Origin of the sequence: Streptomyces sp. NRRL S-31 (genome assembly GCF_000718775.1) — a bacterium.
Taxonomy (GTDB): Bacteria; Actinomycetota; Actinomycetes; order Streptomycetales; family Streptomycetaceae; genus Streptomyces.
Map to the genome: position 1 here is coordinate 17852 of NZ_JOCB01000091.1, position 16975 is coordinate 34826.

At 75.2% G+C, this 16975-nt stretch carries 13 protein-coding genes and 1 pseudogene; 9 read left to right on the forward strand and 5 right to left on the reverse strand.

What is annotated here, in order from left to right:
- Nucleotides 1-66: 66 nt before the first annotated feature.
- Complete coding sequence (locus IF37_RS0129670; RefSeq protein ID WP_030749254.1) at nt 67-984, reverse strand: MurR/RpiR family transcriptional regulator; 918 nt, start codon at nt 982-984, stop codon at nt 67-69.
- A gap of 565 nt (nt 985-1549) precedes the next feature.
- Nucleotides 1550-2200 carry a nucleoside/nucleotide kinase family protein gene (locus tag IF37_RS0129675; protein ID WP_030749256.1) on the reverse strand — a complete coding sequence of 217 codons (651 nt, stop codon included), beginning with the start codon at nt 2198-2200 and terminating at the stop codon, nt 1550-1552.
- Nucleotides 2201-2286: 86 nt separating this feature from the next.
- Between IF37_RS0129675 and IF37_RS0129680 the strand changes: the two genes are divergently transcribed.
- Complete coding sequence (locus IF37_RS0129680) at nt 2287-3027, forward strand: beta-phosphoglucomutase family hydrolase (RefSeq protein WP_030749258.1); 741 nt, start codon at nt 2287-2289, stop codon at nt 3025-3027.
- The gene (locus IF37_RS0129685; RefSeq protein WP_030749260.1) at nt 3024-5378 is read left to right on the forward strand and encodes a glycoside hydrolase family 65 protein; all 2355 of its coding nucleotides are present in this window, start codon (nt 3024-3026) and stop codon (nt 5376-5378) included. Before IF37_RS0129680 ends, IF37_RS0129685 begins: the two co-directional genes overlap by 4 nt.
- A gap of 91 nt (nt 5379-5469) precedes the next feature.
- Here the strand turns inward: IF37_RS0129685 and IF37_RS39865 are convergent, their stop codons facing one another.
- Entirely contained in the window at nt 5470-5961 is a 492-nt protein-coding gene (locus tag IF37_RS39865) for a BlaI/MecI/CopY family transcriptional regulator (protein WP_367647131.1), read from the reverse strand.
- A 65-nt stretch (nt 5962-6026) separates the two neighbouring features.
- On the opposite strand from IF37_RS39865, the pseudogene IF37_RS46060 reads away from it, so the two are divergent.
- The 5 genes and pseudogenes from IF37_RS46060 to IF37_RS0129720 form a co-directional block, all read left to right on the forward strand.
- Nucleotides 6027-7079: pseudogene (locus IF37_RS46060) on the forward strand (hypothetical protein); the annotation flags it as partial.
- 803 nt (nt 7080-7882) lie between these two features.
- A complete protein-coding gene (locus tag IF37_RS0129705; RefSeq protein WP_030749266.1) occupies nt 7883-8827 on the forward strand; it encodes a lysylphosphatidylglycerol synthase domain-containing protein in 945 nt (314 codons plus the stop codon).
- A 73-nt stretch (nt 8828-8900) separates the two neighbouring features.
- Nucleotides 8901-9755, forward strand: a complete 855-nt coding sequence (prcB, locus tag IF37_RS0129710; RefSeq protein ID WP_030749269.1) for a proteasome subunit beta — start codon at nt 8901-8903, stop codon at nt 9753-9755.
- Nucleotides 9756-9955: 200 nt separating this feature from the next.
- Nucleotides 9956-10303: a DUF1330 domain-containing protein gene (locus tag IF37_RS0129715; RefSeq protein WP_030749273.1), complete on the forward strand. Its 348-nt coding sequence runs from the start codon at nt 9956-9958 to the stop codon at nt 10301-10303.
- Nucleotides 10304-10815: 512 nt separating this feature from the next.
- Nucleotides 10816-11304, forward strand: a complete 489-nt coding sequence (locus IF37_RS0129720; protein ID WP_030749275.1) for a DUF5709 domain-containing protein — start codon at nt 10816-10818, stop codon at nt 11302-11304.
- Between the two features lie 140 nt (nt 11305-11444).
- Here IF37_RS0129720 and IF37_RS0129725 read toward each other — a convergent pair whose 3' ends face one another.
- The gene (locus tag IF37_RS0129725) at nt 11445-11651 is read right to left on the reverse strand and encodes a hypothetical protein (RefSeq protein WP_030749278.1); all 207 of its coding nucleotides are present in this window, start codon (nt 11649-11651) and stop codon (nt 11445-11447) included.
- 254 nt (nt 11652-11905) lie between these two features.
- On the opposite strand from IF37_RS0129725, the gene IF37_RS0129730 reads away from it, so the two are divergent.
- Both IF37_RS0129730 and IF37_RS0129735 read left to right on the forward strand, forming a co-directional pair.
- Nucleotides 11906-13741 (forward strand): glycoside hydrolase family 15 protein, encoded by a 1836-nt coding sequence (locus tag IF37_RS0129730; RefSeq protein ID WP_030749282.1) that lies wholly within the window; start codon nt 11906-11908, stop codon nt 13739-13741.
- 87 nt (nt 13742-13828) lie between these two features.
- Nucleotides 13829-14065, forward strand: a complete 237-nt coding sequence (locus IF37_RS0129735; protein WP_030749285.1) for a hypothetical protein — start codon at nt 13829-13831, stop codon at nt 14063-14065.
- 106 nt (nt 14066-14171) lie between these two features.
- Here the strand turns inward: IF37_RS0129735 and IF37_RS0129740 are convergent, their stop codons facing one another.
- Nucleotides 14172-16910, reverse strand: a complete 2739-nt coding sequence (locus IF37_RS0129740; RefSeq protein ID WP_079165938.1) for a SpoIIE family protein phosphatase/ATP-binding protein — start codon at nt 16908-16910, stop codon at nt 14172-14174.
- Nucleotides 16911-16975 lie beyond the last annotated feature (65 nt).

Sequence of the window (16975 nt, forward strand, 5' to 3'; positions counted from 1 at the left end):
ATCTTCACGGATGGGCGGCCCGTCCGGAAGGATCCGCCGCCACGACGGCGCCGGTGCGGGCACGCCTCAGTCCCGCAGGAAGAACTGGTGCTGCTCCGAGAGCTGTTCGTACTTCTCCAGCCGGGCCTGGGTGCGCTCCGGGTCGGCGTCGGTCATGGCCTGGAGCAGCGCCGCGGCCAGCACCCCGGGCGCCGCGTAGGAGTCGAACACCAGCCGGGAACCGGTGCCGGTGGCGAAGGTGACGTCGGCCTCGTCGGCCAGCGGACCCAGCGCCAGGTCGGTGACGAGGGCCACCTTCAGCCCCGCGCCGCGCGCCACCCGGACGGCGTTCAGGGTCTCCTGCGAGTGCCGGGGCATGGCGAAGGCCAGCACCCAGCTGCCGCCGGCCTCGCGGGCCTGCGACAGCGCGTCGTAGGCCACGCTGCCGCCCCGGGTCACCAGCCGCACGTCCGGGTGGATACGGCGGGCGGCGTAGCCGAAGTACTCCGCGAGCGAGACCGAGATGCGCAGCCCCAGCACGGTCAGCGGGGTGGAGCGGGACAGTGCGCGGCCGACGTCGATCACCCGGTCGGGGTCGGCGAGGTCGCGCCGCAGGTTCTCCAGGTTCTCGATCTCCGCGTCGACGGCGGCCTGGAGCTCGTTGGCCCGGTTCTCCTCACCGGGCCCGCCGGCCAGACCGCTCAGCGCGATCGCCTGGAGCCGCTCCCTGAGCGCGGGGTAGCCGCTGAAACCGACGGCGGCGGCGAACCGGGTGACGGAGGGCTGACTCACCCCGACCCGGTCGGCCAGCTCGGTGATGGACAGGAACGCGGCCTCGGTGATGTGCTCGATCAGGTACTGCGCGATGCGCCGCTGCCCCGGCGACAGACGGGGGCCGTCGAAGAGTTCCCTGAGCCGGGAGGTCGGGGCGGCTTCGGCGTCGGGCACGGTCTTGCCCGAGGTGATCGCTGATGCCTGTGCGCGGGCCTGCTGCGGCGAGGGCACCGGTCGGCCTCCTTTGTCTGCCACGAGCACTCAACATAGCTCACCGACCGTTGTGACCAGGGGGGTCGGGACGGCCGGCACAGGCGGCCGGAACGCCCCCGCCGGCCTCGCACGCACCTCGCCTCCGGCGGAGTCCGCCCCCCCGGCGGCGGCTCGCGCACCCACACCACCCGCGCGCCCGCCCGGCCGCAGCGCGTCCGTGATCGGCCGGCTGCCGCGACCGGCGCGCTGCCGTAACGGGCGACCGCGGGCGAACGAACCGGCGCCCCGACGGCCGACGGTCGCCCTTCGCGGGCACCCTTGCGACCGACGGTCACCCTCCGGCGAACACCCCGGCGGCCGGGGGCCCCTCGGCGAACGCCCCTGCGGCCGGCGGTCACCCCGCCTGGGGCCGCCTCGGCAGCCGGTGGTCACCCCGCCTGGGGCCGCCTCGGCAGTCGGTGGCCGCCCCGCCTGGGGCCGCCCCGGCGGCCGGTGGGGAGCCCCCGCAACCCCCGTGTGCGCCCCGCGAACGCCCCCGCGAATGCCCACCCGAATGCCCGCGCGGGCGCTCCCGCAGCCCCCGTCAGCCCCCCGAGGACAGCACGGCCCCCGGCACCAGCAGGTCCGCTCGTGGTCGTGTCGACGCGACCAGGTCGGCGTTGCGCTGGTCCGGGCCCCGTACCCAGGCCACGGCCGCCGCGTGGTCCTTGCCGAACTCCTCGTGCCGGGCGACCAGCCGGCGGACGCGCTCCTCCTCGGGTATCTCGCAGAACCACACCTCGTCCAGGCAGGGCCGCACCCGCGCCCAGGGTCCCTCCGTCAGCAGCAGGTAGTTGCCCTCGGTCACGACCAGCCGGGCTCCGGGCGGCACCGGGATCGCGCCCGCGAGCGGCTGCTCCAGCACCCGTTCGAAGCCCGGCGCGTACACCACCTCGTCGGTCTCCTCGCGCAACCGCCGCAGCAGCGCCGCGTACCCGGCCGCGTCGAACGTGTCCGGCGCGCCCTTGCGGTCCCCGCGGCCCAGCCGCTCCAGCTCGGCGTCGGCTAGGTGGAAACCGTCCATGGGCACGTGCGCGGCCCACGGCGGGCCGTCGCCGTTCAGGGCGGCCACCAGCCGCTCGGCCAGCGTCGTCTTGCCCGAGCCGGGGCCGCCCGCGATGCCGAGCAGGGCGCGCCGGCCGCCGTGGGACAGGGCGCGGGCGCGGAGGACGAGGTCGTCGAAGGTCAGGGGCACAAGGACAGAGTGTGCCACCGCTCGTTTCCGACGCGTGTGGCGTGCGCCACCCACTGGAGCGCTCCGGATGGGGAAGAGTGCTGAGTATGACTCAGCTCGGTCTGCCCGACACCATCCAGGCATGTCTCTTCGACCTCGACGGGGTCGTCACCAAGACCGCCGTCGTGCACGCGGCGGCCTGGAAGGAGATGTTCGACGCGTTCCTGCGGGACTACGAGGGAGAGCAGGGGCGGCCGTTCGACGCCGCCGCCGAATACGACGAGTACGTCGACGGCCGCCCCCGCGCCGACGGCGTGCGGGCCTTCCTCGACTCGCGCGGTATCAGCCTCCCCGAGGGCGGCCCCGACGACCCGCCGGACGCCCGAACCGTGCACGGCCTCGGCAACCGCAAGAACGAACTGCTGCTGAAGAAGATCCGCACCGGGGGAGTCGAGGCGTACGAGGGCACCCTGCGCTACCTGGAGGCGGTCCGCGCCCGCGGACTGCGCACCGCGATCGTCTCCTCCAGCGCCAACTGCCGGGACGTGCTGCGGGCCGTCGGCGCCGAGCACTTCTTCGACGTGCGGATCGACGGCGTGGTGGCCGCCGAGCGGAAGCTGCCGGGCAAGCCGCACCCCGACACCTTCCTCGCCGCCGCCCGCGACCTGGGCGTCGAGGCGTCCCGCGCGGCCGTCTTCGAGGACGCGCTGGCCGGCATGGACGCGGGCCGCGAGGGCGGCTTCGGATACGTCGTCGGCGTGGACCGGGTGGGACAGACCGACGCCCTGTACGCGCACGGCGCCAGCGTCGTCGTGCGGGACCTGGCCGAGCTGGGAGGCGAGCAGTGATCACCGAGCGGTCGTACGCCGTGGAGCCGTGGACCGTCCGGGAGACCGCCCTCGACCTCGATGTCCTCGCCCAGAGCGAGTCGGTGTTCGCCCTGTCCAACGGGCACGTCGGCTGGCGCGGCAACCTCGACGAGGGCGAGCCGCACGGCCTCCCCGGCAGCTACCTCAACGGCGTGCACGAGGTGCACCCGCTGCCGTACGCGGAGGCCGGCTACGGCTATCCGGAGTCCGGGCAGACGGTCATCAACGTCACCAACGGCAAGGTGCTGCGGCTGCTGGTGGACGACGAGCCGTTCGACCTGCGCTACGGCCGCCTCGTGACCCACGAGCGCGTCCTGGACCTGCGCCGCGGGGTGCTGGAGCGGACCTGCGAGTGGACCTCCCCGGCCGGTTCCACGGTCCGGGTGCGCTCCACCCGGCTGGTGTCGCTGACCCAGCGGGCGGTCGCCGCCGTGGCGTACGAGGTGGAGGCCGTCGGCAGCACCAGCCGGGTGGTGATCCAGTCCGAGCTGGTCGCCAACGAGAGCCTGCCGGAATCCGACGGCGACCCGCGCGCCGCCAAGGCGCTGAAGTCGCCGCTGGAGCAGGAGGACGGCTTCGCCTCCGGTGAGCGGCTGCGGCTGGTCCACCGCACCCGGCGCAGCGGCCTCAGGGTCGCCGTGGCCGCCGACCACGTCGTCACCGGCCCCGAGCGCACCACCAGCCGCAGCGAGAGCGGCATCGACGTGGCCCGGCTGACCGTCACCTCCGTGCTGGAACCCGGGCAGACGCTGCGGGTGGAGAAACTGGTCGCGCACGGCTGGTCCGGCACCCGGTCGCTGCCCGCGATGGCCGACCAGGTCGACGCCGCCCTCGCCGCCGCCGCGCACGACGGCTGGGAGGGCCTGCTCGCCGGCCAGCGGGCCCGCCTGGACGACTTCTGGTCCCGCGCCGACGTCGAGGTGGAGGGCGACGAGGAGATCCAGCAGGCCGTCCGGTTCGCGCTGTTCCACGTCCTCCAGGCCGGCGCCCGCGCCGAACGGCGCGCCATCCCGGCGAAGGGGCTGACCGGCTCCGGCTACGACGGACACGCCTTCTGGGACACCGAGATGTTCGTCCTGCCCGTGCTCACCCACACCGCGCCCCAGGCCGTCGCCGAGGCGCTGCGCTGGCGCCACGGCACGCTGGACGAGGCCCGTGAACGCGCGGCCCAGCTGGGGCTCGCCGGAGCCGCGTTCCCCTGGCGGACCATCGCCGGCCCCGAGGGCTCGGCCTACTGGCCGGCCGGCACCGCCGCCTTCCACGTGAACGCCGGCATAGCCGACGCCGTCGTCCGGTACGTCGAGGCCACCGGCGACACCGGCTTCGAGCGGGAGGCCGGCGTGGAGCTGCTGGTGGAGACCGCCCGGCTGTGGCGGTCGCTCGGCCACCACGACAGCCACGGCGTCTTCCACCTCGACGGCGTCACCGGCCCCGACGAGTACAGCGCCGTCGCCGACGACAACACGTACACCAACCTGATGGCCCGGCAGAACCTGCGCGCGGCGGCCGACGCCGCCGAACGCCACCCCGGCGAGGCGCGGCGGCTCGGCGTCGACGAGGAGGAGAGCGCCGCCTGGCGGGACGCCGCCGACGCCATGCACATCCCCTACAACACCGAACTCGGCGTCCACGAACAGCACGCCGGCTTCACCCGCTACCAGCGGTGGGACTTCGCCGGCACCCGCGCCGACCAGTACCCGCTGCTGCTCCACTTCCCCTACTTCGACCTGTACCGCAAACAGGTCGTCAAACAGGCCGACCTGGTGCTCGCCATGTACACCTGCGGCGACTACTTCGAGCGCGAGCACGACGAGGAGCAGATCGCCCGGAACTTCGCCTACTACGAGCCGCTGACCGTCCGCGACTCCTCCCTGTCCGCCTGCTGCCAGGCCGTCATCGCCGCCCAGACCGGCCATCTGGACCTCGCCTACGCCTACACCTCCGAGGCCGCGCTGATGGACCTGCACGACCTGGAGCACAACACGCGGGACGGGCTGCACATCGCCTCGCTCGCCGGCACCTGGATGGCGCTGGTCGCGGGCTTCGGCGGCATGCGCCGCGACGACGACCGGCTCCGGTTCGCGCCCCGGCTGCCCGAACGGCTGCGCCGGCTCGCCTTCCACCTCCAGTTCCGCGGGCGCCGGCTGCGCGTGGACATCGGCGCGGACAAGGTGACGTACGCGCTGCTGGACGGCGAGCCGCTGACGCTCCGCCACCACGGCGAGCCGCTGACCGTCAGCACCGACGAGCCGGCCGTCCGGGCCGTACCGCCGACGACCCGTCGACCCGCCCCCGGACAGCCGCCGCACCGCGCGCCGAACGCCGGCTGAACCGCCCGGGAGCACGCGCCGTCGCCGGTCGCGGACACGTCCGTGACCGGCCGCGCGGTGCGCCGCACACCGCGCCCCCACGGCGGCCGTCTCAGACGTCGCCCTCGGCGAGCGGTGCGCGCGGCGCCCGCTCCTCCTCGCCGCTCGGTCCGGTCACGGACAGCCGGAGGGCGCCGATCGGGTATCGGGTCCGGCCCCCGGCCCAGGGGGCCTCGCGCATCGCCTGGGCCGTCGGCTCGGCCGCGTTCCTGACCGGCCGGCACGCACCGCGCCGCCCGTCGGCGTCCCGCGGCACCAGCCCTTTGTCGTACGTATGTTCGAGAATCGTGTGGACCGTGTCGTACGCCGGCCCGCCACCGATCTCCTGCCGGATCCGCGCCGGGTCAGCGGCCGCTCCGTGGCCCGGAGGACGGCCGGCACCTCGCCCTCCGGCTTCCCCGCCCCGCGCCGCTCCGCGCCACGGGGCCCTGTGCCGGCCATGACCCGACCTCACAGCGCGTAGTGCCGTCGGCCGGATGGCCCCGTCAGCCGGGTACGGCCGGGTGATCCGGGCCGGCCCGGCCGTGTCGTCCCGCGCCGGCACCCCGGACCCGGAGGCCGCGGGGTGACAGTGGACCCCACGACCTGTGTGGGGACCGAGGGGTGGTCATGGCCGGCAGCAGCCACGCGACACTCGACGCGGTGAGCCGCGGGCGCCCGCGCCGCCGGTCCGCCGGGGCCGTCCGCGCCGCATGGCCTCTCGCGGCCGTCGCCGCGGCCTTCACCCTCGCCCAACTGCTGCTCGTACGGCCCGGCATGGGGCTCGGCTGGGACGAGACGGTCTACGTCAGCCAGGTCGGCCGGCACGCCCCGGCGTCCTTCTTCAGCGCCCCCCGCGCACGGGGCGTGTCCCTGCTGGTCGCACCGGTCGCCTCCTGGTCGTCCTCGACGCCGCTGCTCCGCGTCTACCTCGCCCTCCTGTCCGGCCTCGCCCTGTTCCTGGCGCTGCGCGCCTGGCGGGGCCTCTTCCCGATCCCCGTACTCGCCCTGGCCGGCGGCCTGTTCGCCTCCCTGTGGACGACCCTGTTCTACGGCCCCCAGGCCATGCCGAACCTCTGGGTCGCCGTCGGCGCCCTGGCCGCCGTCGCCTGCTTCCTGCGGACCGGCGCCGACCGGGCCGACCGGGCCGCCCCGTGGGGCCTGGCGGCGAGCACGGCGCTGATGGCGTGCATGCGGCCGGTGGACGCGGTCTGGGTGTGCCTGCCCCTGCTCGTCCCGGGGCTGCGGCGCGGCCGGCGCCGGGCGCTGCTCGTCCTGCTCGCCGGACTCGCCGTGGGCGCCGCCGAGTGGGTGATCGAGGCGTACACCGGCTACGGCGGCCTGGCCCGCCGGCTGGCCGACGGCTCGGCGATCCAGGGCGGCCTCGGCTGGCATCTCGCCGTCGTGGACCAACTGCGCGCGCTGGGCGGCCGGACGCTGTGCCGGCCGTGCGCCGGCGCCCTGCCGCACCCGTTGCTGACCCTCTGGTGGTTCGCGCTGCTCCCGCTCGCCGGGCTCGCCCTGGCGGTCGCCGTCCGCGCCCGGCGCACGACGGCCACGGCGCTGCCGCTCGCCTGCGCGGCCACCGCCGCCTTCCCCTACCTCTTCCTGATCGGCTACGCGGCCCCCCGCTTCCTGCTGCCCGCCTACGCCCTGCTCGCGATCCCGGTCGCCGACGCCCTCGCAGCCGCGCTGACCACCCGTCACCCGGTCATCCGCCCGGCCTCGCGGACCGCGTGGTACGCCACCCGGAGCCGGGGAGCGGGTCCGGCGCCGGACCCGGCCGGGCGGACGGCCAGGTTCCGGGCGCCTGGCCCGGCGCGGAGCCGACTCTCGTGGCCGACCCGGGGGGCGCCTCCGGCTTCGGGTGGGAGCGGGTCTCCCGACGCTGTGCCGGATGTGCCTCCGGCTCCGGACCGGAGCGGGGCTCCCGGCGCGGCGCGGGGTGTGCTTCCGGCCTCGGACCGGAGCGGGGCTCCCGGAGCCGCGCCGGATGTGCCCCCGGCTCCGGGCAGGAACGGGGCCCCCTGCGCCGCGCCGGGTGCGGTTCGGCGCCGGAGCCGGCAACCGGGACCGGCCCGGCGCACTGCCGTGCGCCCAGGCGTCCTGGTGCTGGTCTGCGCCGGCCTGGCCGTACATCTCGGTGCGCAGCTCGGTGTCCTCGGACGGGTCGTCACCGGAGCCACCGGCGCGCACCGGGCCTGGGCCCGGACCGCGACCGAACTGAACCGCCGAGGGGTCCGCCCGCCCTGTCTGGTCGCCGGCCACGAGGCCCTTCCGGTGGCGTACGCCGCCGGCTGCGCCTCGGCCGCGACGTCCGGCCCCAACGCCGACTCCACACCGGAGGGCATCGCCCGGGCCGCCCGCCGGATGCCGGTCGCCACGCTGGTGCCGGCCGGGTCCGCGCCGCCCGGTTACGCCCGCGACTGGCCCTCCACGGCCGTCGGCGCGGTGCGGCTGTACTACGTCGTACCGGGCGCCGGCGCATGACGTCCCCGGCCGGCCTCACCGCCTCCCTCGGCCGCCGGCGCCTTCGCTGGCACGCCGCCGGCTGCCTCGCCGTACTGCTCGGCGCGCTCTACCTGGCCCACCGGTACCGGCCCGCGGTATGGCACGCGGCCGAGCGGCTCGCCGCCGCCGACCAGGGCTGGCTGCTGGCCGGCGCGGCGGCGGCCCTCACCACCTGGGCGGCCTCCGCACTCGCCCAGCAGGGCGCCGTCGTACGGCGACTGCCCGGCGCCCGGCTGCTCGCCGCCCAGTTCGCCGCCTCCGCCGTCAACCACCTGCTGCCCGCGGGACTCGGCGCGGGCGCCGTGAACGTGCGCTTCCTGATGTGCTGCGGGCTGCCGGCCGGGCGCGCGGCCGGCGCGCTGGCGGTCAAGACCACCGCGGGCGCCGCCGTCCGCCTGGCACTGATCGCGCTGCTCGCCCCGGCCTGCCCGGGCCTGCTGCGCCTCCCGCACCTCTCCCCGGTGGCCGTCGCCGCCCTCCTCGGCGCGGTGGCGGCGGCGGTCCTGCTGGTCACCTCCCTGTGGTCGCGGTGCCGGCGGGCGCTCGCCGCCGTACTGGCCGACATCCGCACCCTGCACGCCCGCCCGTCGCGCGCGGCGGCCCTGTGGGGCGGTTCCCTGGCCTTCGCCGCACTGCACGCGCTGGTCCTCGTCGCCGTCACCCGGGCCGTCGGCGTACCGCTCGCCCCGCTCCAGGTCGCGCTGCTCTACCTCGCGGCGAGCAGCGCCGCCGCCCTGCTGCCCACCCCGGGCGGTCTCGGCTCGCTGGACGCCGCGCTGGCCCTCGCCCTCACCGCCGCCGGCGCCCCCGGTGGCGCCGCCGCGTCCGCCGTGCTCGGCTACCGGCTGCTGACCGTCTGGCTGCCGCTGCTCCCCGGCCTGCTGGTGCTCGTGGTGCTGGTACGGCGCAAGTTCCTCTGAGCGCCGGGGAGTTTCCCGGCCGTCCACTTCAGGTAGGAGACGGGTACTGCCGGGAGCACCAGGAGGGGAAGCCATGCCGGGGAACGACAGCGGGGGCCTGCCGGACGACGCCTTCTTCACACCGGGGACGTCGTCCTTCACCGACTTCCTGGCCGCCTACCGCCCAGGGCTGCTGCCCACCGCACCTCCCTTGCCGACGGGCGCCCGGGTGGCACCCGACCGGTTCCCGCACGGCACCACCGTGCTCGCCCTGACCTACCGCGACGGCGTGCTGATCGCGGGCGACCGCCGGGCCACCATGGGCAACCTCATAGCCCAGCGCGACCTGGAGAAGGTGCACCCGGCCGACGACCACACCGCCGTCGCCTTCGCCGGCACCGTCGGTCTCGCCCTCGACATGGTGCGGCTCTACCAGGTGGAGCTGGCCCACTTCGAGAAGATCGAGGGCATCCCGATGACCCTGGGCGCCAAGGCGGCCCGCCTCGCCGCCATGATCCGGCAGAACCTCGCCCAGGCCATGCAGGGCCTCGTCGTCGTCCCCCTGCTCGTCGGCTACGACCTGGCCGCGCCGGACGGCGGACGCGGCCGGATCTTCAGCTTCGACGCGGCCGGCGGGCTGTACGAGAAACGCGGCTTCCACGCCGAGGGCAGCGGCTCCCCGTACGCTCGGGGCGCCCTGAAGAAGCTGTACCGGCCGGACCTGACCCGCGGGGAAGCGGCCCTCGCCGCCGTCCAGGCGCTGTACGACGCGGCGGACGACGACTCGGCCACCGGCGGCCCCGACCTCAACCGCCGTATCTTCCCCATCGTCTCGGTCATCACCGAGGACGGCTTCGAGCGGCTGCCGGAGACGGAGACCCGGGAACTCAGCCACGAGACGGTCCGGCAGCGCGCCACCCGCCCGGACGGACCCCAGGCCGTGCTCTGAACCGGGCGGACCTCGCGCCGCGCGCTGACCCGGACGGACCCCAGGCCGCGCTCTGACCCGGGCGGCCATGGCGGCGGGCGCCCCCGGGACCGGCGGACCGGGCCCGGGGGCGCCGCTTACCCCGCAGGTCATCGCTTCCGGCGCGCCCGGCTGCCACGATCGGGGCGTACCGAGCCCGCCGCAGCCGATCGGAGGACACCGTGCCCGCCTACGCCATCGCGCACCTGAGGGAAGCCGCCCCGCACCCGGAGATCGCCGAGTACATCGAGCGGATCACCGCCACCTTCGAGCCGTACGGCGGCCGCTTCCTGGTGCACGGCGCACGGCACGAGGTCAAGGAGGGCGGCTGGCCCGGACACGTGGTGGTGATCGGCTTCCCCGGCATCGCCGAGGCCCGCGCCTGGTGGGACTCGCCCGCCTACCAGGAGATCGCACCGCTGCGCTCGCGGCACATCGACGGCGACATCGTCCTCGTCCCGGGCGTCCCCGAGGACTACGACCCGGCCGGCACCGCGCGGGCGCTGCGGGAGGCCCTGCCCACCGGATGACCCCCGCCCGGCGCCGCGGACCGGCGGACCGGCGGATCGGCGGACGGGCGGATCGGCGGACGGGCGGATCGGCGGACGGGCGGATCGGTCCGGGGGCCTGCCCACCCGTCCCGGGGGCTTTCCCTCCCCATGGGAAAGGTCTGCCGCGCCCTTTACTGCACATCGGTTGCAGCAGCGGGCGGATGGCACAAGGCTGGGAGCGCGACCGGGACCGCGCCAACCGGAGGGGAGCCCCCGCGACGGCCGCCCTGATCCCGCTCCGCCCTCCCCGCCCGGTCCGGCACCGCGCCCGGCCCGGCACCGCGTCCTCGGCTCCTGTGACGCGGCGGGAGCGGATCAGGGCCGGCCCGCCGGCCGTGCCGCCGCCGGCCGTACCGTCGCGCCTCAGCGCCGGCGCCGAGCCCTCCCGGCGCGCGCCTCGACCAGGCCCCGCCGGCCGTGCCGGCGGGATTAATGATCCGCCCACGGGAAACGCGGACCGGGACCGACCGCGCATCCCGAAGGAGGCGACCATGAGCGACCAGCCGTCCGAGCAGACCCCCATGGCGGACGACGCCTACCAGCCCACCGGTTCCAACGAGGAGCAGGAGGACGCCGGACCCCTGGACCTCCAGGACGCGGTCGGCGAGCGCACCTACGACGACATCCTCGACGAGGGCTACTCCCCGCCCGAGCGTCCGCTGGGCGTCACCCGGCACGGCGTCACCGCCGCCGAGCAGCACGAGGGGGAGTCCCTGGACGAACGGCTCGGCCAGGAGGTCCCGGACGTGACCCCGCCGGCCGGCGACGAGATCGGCGACCTGCCCGGCGGCGAGGGCGAGCCGGTCGACCCGGAGGCGGGCGGAGCCCGCGCGGGCCGCCTGGTCGCCCCGGACGAGGGTGTCCACGCCGACACCACCAAGGAGGAGGTCGCGCGGGACGTGGGCATCGACGGGGGAGCGGCGGGAGCCGAGGAGGCCGCGGTACACCTGGTGCCGGACGAGACCGACCTGCCGGAGTGACCCCGGGCCACCGCACCCTCGCGTACGGCACGCGACACGCGGCACATGGCGCCCCCGAACCCCCGCGGACCGGTCCGGCGGGACGGGTTCGGTGCCCGTCCCGCCGGACCGGTCTGTTCGCCTATGAACCCCGGCCCGCCCTAGGGCAGCAGCTTCTCGATGGCCGCCGGACCCTCCGACTCCAGCTTGCGACGCGCCCAGTCGAGGGTCTTCGGTGTGACGTCCCTGCCCGCCGCCATGACCAGGTCCTCAGGGGTGATGTCGCTGGCGGGCGCGGAATGGAGCAGGGCGTCCGGGGTGCGGACGTCGTCCGACGAACGGGACTCTTCGGGTGTGGGTGCCGACATGATGCCTCCTCCTCGGTCCGGATGACCGCATCCGTGCCGGTGCCCTTGGACGGGGCACACTCTCACCATTGCCCTCCCCGGCGCACCCTGCATCCGGAAGGCTCCGGCAGCGGATGGGGAGCGCGTTCCCACGCCACGCGAAACCACTCGCTCTTAAGCTGGAGAACACCCCGCGGACCGGAGACCTCCCGCACACCGGGAAACACCTCCGCAGGCGGGGAGGACGCACCGCACCGCTCACCGGGAGGCCGCCGATGGCCGCGACGCCGTTCGCCGAGGACGCCCCCAGCCCCCGCTACCTGCCGATCGCCGACCACGGCCTCATCGGAGACCTGCGCAGCGTGGCCCTGGTCGGCACCAACGGCACGATCGACTGGTACTGCTCCCCCTCCTTCGACTCCCCGAGCGTCTTCGCGGCGATCCTCGACGCCGAGCGCGGCGGGCGCTTCGAGCTGGCCGCCGCCGTACCGGCGCGCACCAAACAGTTCTACTTCCCCGACACCAACGTGCTGATCACCCGCTTCTTCACCGAGGAGGGCGTCGGCGAGGTGCAGGACTTCATGCCCGTCTGCTGCGACGAGTCCCGCGAGGTGCGCCGGCACCGGCTCATCCGGCGCCTGGTCTGCGTGCGCGGCACCGTGCCGTTCCGCGCCCTGATCGCCCCGCGCTTCAACTACGGCGCCGACCCGCACACCCAGCGCGCGGTGGACGGCATGGTCTTCTTCGAGTCCCCCGAGCTGTCCCTGGCGCTCACCTCGACCGTCACGGTGGAGACCGACGGCCGGGACGCGTGGGCTGAGTTCAAGCTGGCCGAGGGCGAGACCGCGGTGTTCGCCCTCGACCGGCTCGGCGAGCGCGTGATGCCCCGCGGCTGCGCCCACGCCGAGGCGGAGCAAGAGTTCAACGCCACCGTCGCCTACTGGCGCAAATGGCTGCACCAGTCCCGCTACCGGGGCCGCTGGCGCGAGATGGTGCACCGCTCCGCCCTCACCCTGAAACTGCTCACCTACGCCCCCACCGGCGCCATCGTCGCCGCGCCCACCACCAGCCTGCCCGAGCAACTCGGCGGCGAACGCAACTGGGACTACCGCTACGTCTGGGTCCGCGACGCCGCCTTCGCCGTCTACGCGCTGCTCAGACTCGGCTTCAGCGGCGAGGCCGCGGCCTTCATGAAGTTCCTGACCACGCACATCAGCCCCGGCGACGGCGCCGCCTCCGGACCGCTCCAGATCATGTACGGCATCGACGGCCGCGCCGACCTGCCGGAACGCGAGCTGCGCCACCTGGAGGGACACCTGGGCTCCGCGCCGGTCCGGGTCGGCAACGCCGCCGCCGACCAGCTCCAGCTGGACATCTACGGCGCCCTGATCGACTCGGTCTACCTCTACGACAAGTGGGCGGAACCCATCTCCAGCGGGCAGTGGGACGACCTGTGCAAGCTGGTCGACTGGGTGTGCGACCACTGGGACCAGCCCGACGAGGGCGTCTGGGAGACCCGCGGCGGACGCAAGAACTTCCTGTACTCGCGGCTGATGTGCTGGGTCGCCATCGAACGGGCCATCCGCCTCGCCAACCACCGCGGGCTGCCCGCCGACCACCGCCGCTGGCGCCAGGCCCGGGACAGGGTCTACCGGCGGATCATGGACCGCGGCTGGTCCGAGCGCCGGGGCGCGTTCGTGCAGTACGAGGACGCCGACGTCCTCGACGCCGCGGTGCTGATGATGCCGCTCGCCAAGTTCATCGCCCCCACCGACCCCAAGTGGCTCTCCACCCTGGACGCCCTCACCGAGGACCTCGTCTCCGACTCCCTCGTCTACCGCTACGACCCGCAGGCCAGCCCCGACGGCCTCCGCGGCGACGAGGGCACCTTCTCGATCTGCTCGTTCTGGTACGTCGAGGCGCTCGTCCGGGCCGGCCGGGTCGACGAGGCGCGGCTGGCCTTCGAGAAGATGCTCACCTACGCCAACCACCTGGGCCTGTACGCCGAGGAGATCGGCCGCACCGGCGAGCAACAGGGCAACTTCCCGCAGGCATTCACCCACCTGTCCCTGATCAGCGCCGCGTTCAACCTGGACCGCGCCCTCGGCTGAGGGCGGTGTGTCCGTGGGCCGGCCACGGGTACCCGGGGTGTCCCCCAGCGGAATCGACACAGGGTCGACAGAAGGAGGAGACCCCGGATGACCAGTACCAGCGAGACCGGCGACGTCACCGGCACCCGCGACAAGGACTACAACCTCATCTGGTACGTCGAGGCGTGCCTCAGCAACGCCCTGCGCCTGGAGCAGTACATCCAGGACGCCGAGCGCGACAAGGACGACGAGGTCGTGGACCTCTTCCGCAAGGCCCAGTCCGACAGCCGCAAGGGCGCCGAGCTGGGCAAGCAACTGCTGCGCTCGCGGCTGGGCGGCGGCTGACCCCCGCCCGCCCGGACGGCGGGACGCTCCCGGGACGGGCCCGGTCCGCCGCCCGTCCCGGAACCCCGCCGGTCCACCGCCGTCTTCGGCCCCGCGCGGAAGCCGCTCACGGCAGCGGCTGCTCCGCCCAGATCACCTTGCCGTGCCGGACGTACCGGGTGCCCCAGCGGTCGGCGAGCTGCGCCACCAGGAACAGGCCCCGGCCGCCCTCGTCGGTGCTCGCCGCGTACCGCAGGTGCGGCGAGGTCGTACTGCCGTCGGAGACCTCGCAGATCAGCGTGCGGTCACGCAGCAGCCGCACCCCGATCGGACCCCGCCCGTAGCGGATGGCGTTGGTGACCAGTTCGCTCAGGATCAGCTCCGTCGTGAACGCCAGCTCCTCCAGGCCCCACTCGGACAGCTTCCGGGTCACCGACGTCCGCACTTCGGACACCGCGGCCGGGTCGGACGGCACGTCCCACCGCGCGACCCGGTCCGGCCCCAGCACCCGGGTACGGGCGACGATCAGCGCCACGTCGTCGCTCGGCCGGGCCGGAAGCCGGTCCAGCACGGTACGGCAGGTCTCCTCCGGGGAGGCACCCGGCGCCCGCCGCAGGGCGTCGCCCAGCAGAGCGAGCCCCTCGTCGATGTCCCGCTCCCGGTCCTCCACCAGACCGTCGGTGTACAGCACCAGCCGGCTGCCCTCCGCCAGCTCCAGCTCCGCCGTCTCGAACGGCAGGCCGCCCAGCCCCAGCGGCGGGCCCGCGGGCACGTCCGCGAACTCCACGCCGCCGTCCGGGCGCACCAGCGCGGGCGGCGGATGACCGGCCCGGGCCATCGTGCACCGCCGCGACACCGGGTCGTAGATGGCGTACAGGCAGGTCGCGCCCGTCACCACGGCCGAGCCGTCCGCCGGCGTCTCGTCCTGGTCGATCCGCCCGACCAACTCGTCCAGCAGGCCCAGCAGCTCGTCCGGCGGCAGGTCGAGCGACGAGAAGTTGTGCACCGCCGTCCGCAGCCGGCCCATCGTCGCCGCCGCGTGCAGCCCGTGCCCCACGACATCCCCGACGACGAGGGCCACCCGGGCACCCGACAGCGGCAGCACGTCGAACCAGTCGCCGCCCACCCCGGACTGGGCCGGCAGATAGCGGTAGGCGAGGTCCAGGGCGCCCTGCTCCGGCAGCGAACGCGGCAGCAGGCTGCGCTGGAGCGTGACCGCCATGCTGTGCTCGCGGGTGTACCGACGGGCGTTGTCGATGGACACCGCCGCCCGCGCCACCAGCTCCTCCGCCAGCGCCGCCTCCTCGGAGTCGAACGGCTGCGGCTTCCGAGCCCGCCAGAAGTTCGCCAGGCCGAGCACCAGACTGCCCGCCCGCAGCGGCACGGTGATCAGCGAGTGGATGCCGTCCTCCAGAATCCGCTCGGTGCGCTCCGGGTCCTGCGCCCGCCAGCCGGCGTCCTCGCCCAGCCGCGCCACCACGACCGACTGCCCGGTCGCCAGCGCGCGGGCCTGCGGCGCGGTGGACACCCAACGGATGCGCTCGCCGACCGTGTACAGCGGCGACTCCTTCCGGACGCCCGCGCAGGCCGTGCGCCGCAGGACCGTCCCCGGCCGGGGCTCCTCCCCGCTGAGCACCGCGTCGAACAGGTCCACCGTGGCGAAGTCCGCGAACCGGGGCACCGCCAGGCCGGCCAGCTCCTCCGCGGTGCGGGCCACGTCCAGACTGGTGCCGATCCCCACCCCGGCGTCGTACAGCATGTTCAGCCGCTCCCGGGCCTCCTCCGCACGGCCCGACAGAGCGCGCAGCTCGGTGGAGTCGCGCAGCGTGGTGACGCTGCCGGGCGGGCCGCCGCGCAGGTCCGTGGGCCGCTGGTTGATCGCCAGCAGCCGGTCCTTGACCAGGTGCACCTCGTCCGTGGCGACCCGCCCCGACGCCAGCAGCGCCGCCGTGCCGTCGTCCAGGCCCAGCTCCCGCACCTGCCGCCGCTCGGCGTCCGCGGGCAGGTCCAGCAGCCGGTGCGCCTCGTCGTTGGCGAGCAGCAGCCGGCCGTCACCGCCGACGATCAGCACTCCCTCGCGGACCGCGTGCAGCACCGCGTCGTGATGCTCGTACATCCGCGTCATCTCGTACGGTCCGAGGCCGTGCGTCTGGCGCAGCAGCCGTCTGCTGACCAGCGCCGTGCCCGCGGTGGCCAGCGCGAGCGCGGCGCCCGCCGCGGCCAGCAGCAGCGGCAACTGCCGGTCGGCGGTCCCGCCCACGTGCGCGGTGGTGATGCCCGCCGACACCAGCCCCACCACCCGGCCGGCCGGGTCCCGCACCGGCACCACGACCTGCACCAGCGGGCCGATGGTGCCGTTGACGTGCTCGGTGACCGTCCGGCCGGCCACGGCCGGGGCGATGTCGCCGACGAACCTCTTGCCGATGCGGTCGGCCCGGGGGTGCGTGTAACGGATGCCGTCGGTGTCCATCACGACGATGAAGTCCACACCGGTCGCCGCGCGGGCCGCCTCCGCGCGCGGTTGCAGCACCGCCGAGGGATCGGGGGAGCGCAGGGCCGCCGCCGTGCCCGGCGCGTTGGCGAACGTCTGGGCCACGGCGAGGGAACGGTTGGCCGCCTCCACGTCGCTGTCGTGCCGCACCTGGAGCACCTGGGCCACCACCGCCGCGACGACCAGCAGCAGCACGATCGCCACTTGCAGCAGGAACACCTGACCGGCCACGCTGCGCCCGGTCACCGCCGACCGGAGCCGGCCCGGCCGGCGGCCGCCCGCACCGCCTTCCGCGCGCGGCGGGCCCTGCGGTGCGCGTGGCTGCCCGATCGCTCGGGGCGGCCGGGTCGCGGACCGGCCGGGCAGTCGCACCATGTGCCCATGTCTACACTGCCCGGCCGCGTCAGGCGAGACCGTCGCCCGAGCCGCCGGCCGCGGAC